The organism is Eikenella sp. NML03-A-027 (assembly GCF_001648395.1).
Taxonomy (GTDB): domain Bacteria; phylum Pseudomonadota; class Gammaproteobacteria; order Burkholderiales; family Neisseriaceae; genus Eikenella; species Eikenella exigua.
On record NZ_LXSM01000013.1, the window covers coordinates 1 to 6,623 of the forward strand.

At 60.1% G+C, this 6,623-nt stretch carries 5 protein-coding genes; 3 read left to right on the forward strand and 2 right to left on the reverse strand.

Going from position 1 to position 6,623, the window contains the following annotated elements; translation table 11 throughout:
- Positions 1 to 523: 523 nt before the first annotated feature.
- Entirely contained in the window at positions 524 to 700 is a 177-nt protein-coding gene (locus A7P96_RS10725) for a hypothetical protein (protein ID WP_156496280.1), read from the forward strand.
- Positions 701 to 720: 20 nt separating this feature from the next.
- On the opposite strand, the gene smc is transcribed toward A7P96_RS10725, so the two are convergent.
- Both smc and A7P96_RS05300 read right to left on the reverse strand, forming a co-directional pair.
- Positions 721 to 4,203 (reverse strand): chromosome segregation protein SMC, encoded by a 3,483-nt coding sequence (gene smc, locus A7P96_RS05295; RefSeq protein ID WP_067525346.1) that lies wholly within the window; start codon positions 4,201 to 4,203, stop codon positions 721 to 723.
- Between the two features lie 79 nt (positions 4,204 to 4,282).
- Entirely contained in the window at positions 4,283 to 4,912 is a 630-nt protein-coding gene (locus A7P96_RS05300; protein ID WP_067525348.1) for a hypothetical protein, read from the reverse strand.
- Positions 4,913 to 5,107: 195 nt separating this feature from the next.
- Between A7P96_RS05300 and A7P96_RS05305 the strand changes: the two genes are divergently transcribed.
- Both A7P96_RS05305 and A7P96_RS05310 read left to right on the forward strand, forming a co-directional pair.
- On the forward strand, positions 5,108 to 5,989 hold the full coding sequence (locus tag A7P96_RS05305; protein WP_067525350.1) for a M23 family metallopeptidase: 882 nt from the start codon (positions 5,108 to 5,110) through the stop codon (positions 5,987 to 5,989).
- Positions 5,990 to 6,034: 45 nt separating this feature from the next.
- A complete protein-coding gene (locus tag A7P96_RS05310; RefSeq protein ID WP_067441735.1) occupies positions 6,035 to 6,478 on the forward strand; it encodes a polymer-forming cytoskeletal protein in 444 nt (147 codons plus the stop codon).
- Positions 6,479 to 6,623: the final 145 nt, after the last annotated feature.

A 6,623-nucleotide genomic window follows, 5' to 3' on the forward strand; every position in this document is an offset into this window, starting at 1 on the left:
GATGACCGCTGTTTTTATTCCGAAATCGAAACCGGAAAGGGCGCAGAAGGCACGGCTTTCTGCGTGGGCTACGACCACAGCGTGTACGGGCAGGAATAAAACCTGCCGTTTGAGGCTGAAAAGGCTATCTGAAAATATTTCAGGTAGCCTTTCCCTTGCCAAGAACCTCTATAGCTAAAGCTCATTTTTTCATACCAGGCAGCGGGCAGTGCAGAAGGGGCAGGGGTGATTTTCAGCTTCGCAGAAATTCGTTTTACCCGTTTTCAGGCAGCCTCAAAGCTTGGGCGGGCTGCCTGAAAACGGAGAGTGCAATTCTAAGCGGAATCCTGTTTTTATACAGGGCGGCAAGGGAAATGCAGGCCTACGTTGCCAACCCTTTCCCACGGGGCGGGCAGCCTGCTTGGTTTCAGGCAGCCCATTCCTGCTTTCCAGACGCAACCCGCCACTATCCCAACATGCCCGGCTCAGGCAAATCAGCAAAGCCGCGTTCGCGGATGATTTGGCAGGAATTGCCAGGTATCTTTTGCGCGCTTCACCGCTGCGCATGCCGTTGCAGGGCTCGCCGGTAAGCTGGAATTTGAAGTGGCGCAGTTCGGTGATGGATTCCATGTTTCAGGTAGCCTTTGGGGTGGGTCGACATGGTGCCGATATTTTATTTTGTCTGCCTTATCGGCTTTCAGGTAGCCCCTGCCAAGGGTGAAGCTACCTGAAAATTTAATTTCAATCCGTTTCCGCCATTTCCAGCGCCTGTTTGATGTCTACGGCCACGATGCGGGACACGCCTTTTTCCTGCATGGTTACGCCGATGAGCTGCTCGGCCATTTCCATGGTGAGGCGGTTGTGGGAAATATACAGGAACTGAGTTTGGGCGCTCATTTCTTTCACCAGATTGCAGAAGCGGCCGGTGTTGGCATCGTCGAGCGGGGCGTCCACTTCGTCGAGCAGGCAGAAGGGGGCGGGATTGAGGCTGAACAGGGCGAACACGAGGCTCATGGCGGTGAGGGCTTTTTCGCCGCCGGAGAGCAGGTGGATGGTGCTGTTTTTCTTGCCGGGCGGGCGCGCCATGATGGATACGCCGGCGGTGAGCAAATCGTCGCCCACCATGTGCAGGCTGGCTTCGCCGCCGCCGAACAGGGTGGGGAAGAAGGTTTGCACTTTTTGGTTCACGGCATCGAAGGTGGCTTGGAAGCGCTGTTTGGTTTCGCCGTCGATTTGGGCGATGGCTTCTTCCAACAGCGTGATGGCGGATTGCAGGTCGGCGCGTTGGTTTTGGTAGTAGCCGTCGCGCTCGCGGGCTTCGGCCAATTCGTCGAGCGCGGCCAGGTTCACCGCACCGAGGGCTTGGATGCGGCGGGAAATGCTGTCGATTTGCTGCGGCCAGTCGGTTTTCAGGTAGCCTGCCTGTTGTTCGGATTCGAGCGCGGCAATATCGGCCTGGCGCGCCAATAGGTTATCGTGGAAATGTTTGGCGTTGAGCAGCGCTTCCTGCTGCTGCAACAGGGCGGTTTGAGCGGCTTGTTGCCACTGCGGCAGCTCGGCGGCCAGCGCCTGCTGGCGGGCATATTGCTGCCTACCCTGCTCTTGGGTTTCGGCCAGCCGGGCGGCGGCGGCCTGGATTTGCTCTTCCAGCGTGAAGGCAGCTTCGGCCAGTTCTTCCAGCTGCAGGCGTTGCTCGTCTTCGCTGTCTTCGGCATAGGTGAGGGCGAGCTCGCTCTGGCGTTGCTGCCAATCGGCTTTTTGCTGCGCCAGCGCGGCCATGCGGGCAGCGAGGTTTTGCAGCTGCTGGGTTTGGCGGTGGGCTTCGATTTCGGCGGCGCTGCGGCGGCGGTCGGCTTCGAGCACGGCTTGGCGGGCTTGGCGCAGGGCTTGCTGCGCCTGTTGGCTGTGCTCGGCTTGGGTGCGGCTCTCGGCTTCCAATTCGGGCAGGTGCTCTTCGAGGGCGGCGGTTTCTTCGGCCAGGATTTCGGCGGCGCACGCCAGCTCTTCGGCTTCCTGCGCCAGCTGGGCTTGCTCTTGGGCGATGTGTTCGCGCCGCTGCTGCGCCTGTGCGGCGCGGGCGGCGAGGGCGCCGGCCTGCTGCTGGGCAGCGGCCAGCTCGGCGGCGAGGCGGCGTTGTTCGGTTTGGGCTTGGCGCAGTTCGGCTTCGGCTTGGGCTTGCTGCTGAGCCAGTTTTTCGGCTTCGGCTCGGGCTACCTGAAACTGCGGCTGCCATTCGGCCAAGGCGGCGGCGATTTCGTCGTGGCGGGCGCGGTGGCGCATTTGCCGGTTGCCGCCGTCGGCATGGTGCAGCAGCACGCCGAGGCGGTCGATGCGGTGGCCTTGCGGGGTGAGCCATTCTTGGCCGGGCTCGAGGCGGCTGCGGTGCGCCAGCGCGTAATCCAAATCGGGGGCACACAAAATGCCTTCGAGCCAGTGGGCTAAGGCTACCTGAAAAGGCGGCTCGGCTTGGATTTGGTGAATCAGCGCCTGAGCCGGGCTGGCGGCGCGGTGGGCGTGGGCTTCGCGGTCGAACCAGGCGGCGGGGGATTCGGGCAGCGGCGACGGCGGCTGGAAATCAGCGGGCAACGCGCGGGCGTTGAGCCGCTCGCCGAGCACGGGGGCCAGCGCGCCCTGCCATTCTTCGGGCATGCGGATGTGCTGCCACAGGGCGGGCGCATCGGCTTGCTCGCTGCCCTGCCAGAAGTTGTGGCGGGCGGTGTCGGCCAGCAGGGCGGCAAGGGTTTTTTGCTCGGCCTCGGCGGCGAGAATACGGCGTTCGTGTTCCTGTTCGCGTTCGCGGGCGGCGGCGAGGGCGGTTTTCAGGTAGCCTGTTTGCTCTTCGAGCCGTTGCAGTTGCTTCTCGCCCTGTTGGTATTGGGCGGCGAGGGTGTCGGCCCGGGCTTGGGCGGCGGCGGTGTCCTGCCCGGCATCGCTTTGCAGGGCGGCGGCTTCCTGCTGCAAACGGGCTTGGCGCTCTTGCAGCCGGCTGATGCTTTGGCGGCTGTGTTGCAGCTGCTGCTGTTTCAGGGCGAGCTCGCGGCGGAGGCGGGCGGCTTCGTCGTGCCGGCTTTGCTGCTGTTCGGCGGCCTGCTGCTGGGCGGCTTCGAGCTCGGGCAGTTGCTCTTCGAGGGCGGCGGCTTCGGCGGTGAGCAGTTCGAGCTGCATCTGCTGCTGTTCGGCGGCCTGTTCGGCGGCGGCGTGCTGCTGTTGCAGCTCGGCGTGTTCACTGTCGATTTTCTGGATGGCGGCTTGGGCGGCGGCCTGTTCGCGTTCGAGGCGCTGGCGTTGGCTCTGCCGCGAGCGGATTTGCTCTTCGAGGCGGGCGGTTTGCTCGCGCAACAGGGCGTGCTGCTGGTTGAGCCGGTATTGCTCGGCCTGCTGTTGCTGCTCGGTTTGGCGCAACACTTGCACGGCATCGTTCATGGCTTGGTTTTGCCGGGCGAGTTCGTCTTGCCGCTCGCGGGCGCGTTCGTGTTCGGCGGCGGCGCGGTCGGCGGCGGCGAGGGTGTGCTGCCATTGGGCGAAGTCGTGGCGGTTTTGCGCTTGGTTGAGCTCGGCGGTGAGGTTGCGGTAGCGTTCGGCGGCGGCGGCCTGGCGTTGGAGTTTTTCCACTTGGCGGCCGAGTTCGGACTGCAAATCGCCGAGGCGTTGGAGGTGTTCGCGGGTGTCGCGCAGGCGGTTTTCGGTTTCGCGGCGGCGTTCTTTATATTTGGATACGCCGGCGGCCTCTTCGATGTGGGCACGCAATTCTTCGGGGCGGGCTTCGATGATGCGGGCAATCATGCCCTGTTCGATCACGGCATAGCCGCGCGCGCCGACGCCGGTGCCGAGGAAAAGGTCGGTGATGTCGCGGCGGCGCACTTGTTGGCCGTTGATGTAGTAGCTGGATTCGCCTTGGCGGGTGAGCTGGCGGCGGATGCTGATTTCGCCGTATTGCCCCCATGCGCCCTGCAGGCTGCCGTCGGCATTGCTGAATACGAGCTCCACGGAGGCGCGGGGGGCGGGGCGGCGGGTGGCAGCGCCGTTGAAAATCACGTCTTGCATGCTCTCGCCGCGCAGCTGTTTGGCCGAGGCTTCGCCCAGCACCCAGCGCACGGCGTCGATAACGTTGGATTTGCCGCAGCCGTTGGGCCCGATCACGGCCACCAGCTGGCCGGGCACGTGGATGGTGGTGGGGTCGGTGAAAGATTTGAAGCCGGCAAGTTTGATGTGGGTGAGACGCATGAAAAACAATGAAAAAGCGGAATGCTGTATTTTAAAAGAAAGGCAGCGGGGCAGGCTACCTGAAACAGGAATGAAGGTTTCAGGTAGCCTTTTGCTGTGTCTTCCTGCGCCGCCTGGCGCGCCGATACCAAGCAATACTGAGCCCAAGCCAGCCTGCTCCGGCCACGGTGGCAGCACGTGTCCACAAGCGGGCATACAGCCGCCAGTTTTCGGTTTCTTCCTGCGGGCTGAAGGCGGCGCGGTAGTGCCGCTCGCTGCCGTCTTTGGTGTAGTTCAGCTCGGTAATCACATGGTAGCTCAACCAATGGGCCTGGATAATGCTTTGTACAGTCAGCTTTTCTTCACCCTGCCAAATGTTTTCATCATATTGGCACAACGGGTCGGACAGGTTGTGGCAATCCAAATTAAGCTGTTTTCCTTCGGCGGTGCGGATGCTGCCGGCCACGTGGAGGTTGTCGTCATCATCATACCATTGGCGCCGCCGCAGCTCGGCAGCGGCATGATGCGTATAAGCCACGGCTACGTTCAAATGCCGCTGCCGCTTGCTCAACTCAGCCGAAGTTACCAATGCGCCCATGCCCAACACAACGGCCAGCAGCATGCCGAATAGCCAAAATACGGGCAGGCTAAACGAAATACGCATTATGTTGCGGTCGAGCTGCTGTTTTTCCTGCCGCATCCGCCGCATGGTGTGAAAAAAATTGCCCATTTGCTTTCCTGTATGCAGTGGCTGATTGTATAGCGAAACAGGCAAGGTAGGCCATGAATAGGCTGAGGCTACCTGAAAGCAGGTTACTGCCAAACCAGAAACAGCCCGCCAAATGATAGATTTGCTTTTGCCAAACAATAGCATTTTGTAATACAATGCTAATTTTGAGTAACAACTCATTTACCATTCAAATCAATGGATAAGCAAAAGAAACTCGTTACGGTGATGGTGTTGGACGAACACCGCACCGAATCTTTCGTGATCGCTGAATCACGGCTGCGCGCTATCAAGCCCACCGTCATCGGCCTTTCCGTGGCCACGGTGACGCTCTTGGCTGCTCTGTTGGCGTTGGGTTGGCACCACTACCAAAGCTACAACCGCTTTGCGCAACAACAACAGCAAACTCAAGCACTCAGCCAGCAAATCGAAGACTTGAAAGAAGCGCGTTCCGCTGAGGTTAGCGCCAAACTCAATCAACTCGCCCAATCCGAAAAAGCCGTGGCCGATCTGCAAAACTACCTACGTCAGCGAGGCGCGAACGTACCCACCCCAAAACCAGCTACCGCTTCTGAAGAAAGCAAGCCCATCCACCAAGCCGGCGGCCCGCACAACATCCTACCGCCAGCCGATACGCCAGAATTCAGCCAAACTATTGAAAATCTACTCAAAGTAGCCAACAATGTACCACTTGGCCGCCCCGCTCAAGGCGGAATCTCCTCCGGCTTCGGCCCCAGGCATAACCCGTTTAGCGGCAAAGGCAGCGAGTTTCATCATGGCCTAGATTTTCGCGGCAACATTGGCGACCCCGTACGCGTTACTGCCAACGGCACAGTGGAATTTGCCGGCACCATGAACGGCTACGGCCAAGTGGTGAAAGTGCGCCACGGCTACGGCTACAGCACTGTGTATGGACATTTATCGCACATCGGCGTGCAACCCGGCCAAACTGTTAAAGCCGGCGACCTCATCGGCAAAATCGGCTCCACCGGCCGCTCCACCGGCCCGCATCTGCACTACGAAGTGCGCCTCAACAACGAGCCGCACGATCCCGCCACTTTCCTCAGCCTCGCAAAATAAACACGCGCGGCACTCCATTTCAATTCAATCCGCGGAGAAACAACCATGTTTAAAGATAAAAAAGACCGTTCCCAACCCAGCAACTCCACCAGCGCCATCGACACCATCATCGGTGCACAATGCCGGATTCAGGGCGACATCCTGAGCCAGCAATCGGTGAAAATCGACGGCCAAATCCAAGGCAATGTGCAAGCCGGCGGCACCGTCATCGTTGGCGACAAAGGCGCGGTGAATGGCGACATCCGCGGCAGCGATCTGATCGTGTTCGGCAAAACCGAAGGCCTGATTGAAGTGAAAAAACTACACCTCAAGCCCAACGCTCGCGTAACTGGCAACATCCGCACCCAATCCCTACAAGTGGAAGATGGAGCCGTTTACACCGGCGATATCCGCATGGATCGCAATGCCGGCAACGCCTCCCTTCCTCCTGCCGGCATCTCCCCGGGAAAAGCCATCGCCGCACCGGCAGATAAGCTAGCAAATAAATAGTCTTGCCCGGTCTGAGGAAGAGGCTGTCTGAAACATTCAGCTAGCCTCTCTCCTTTCCTCGTTCCATTCCTCACCCATTTCTTCGTCTCCTCTTCTCTCTCGTTTCTTTATCCCCACTTCCTTTTCCAACTCACACTGTACCGCT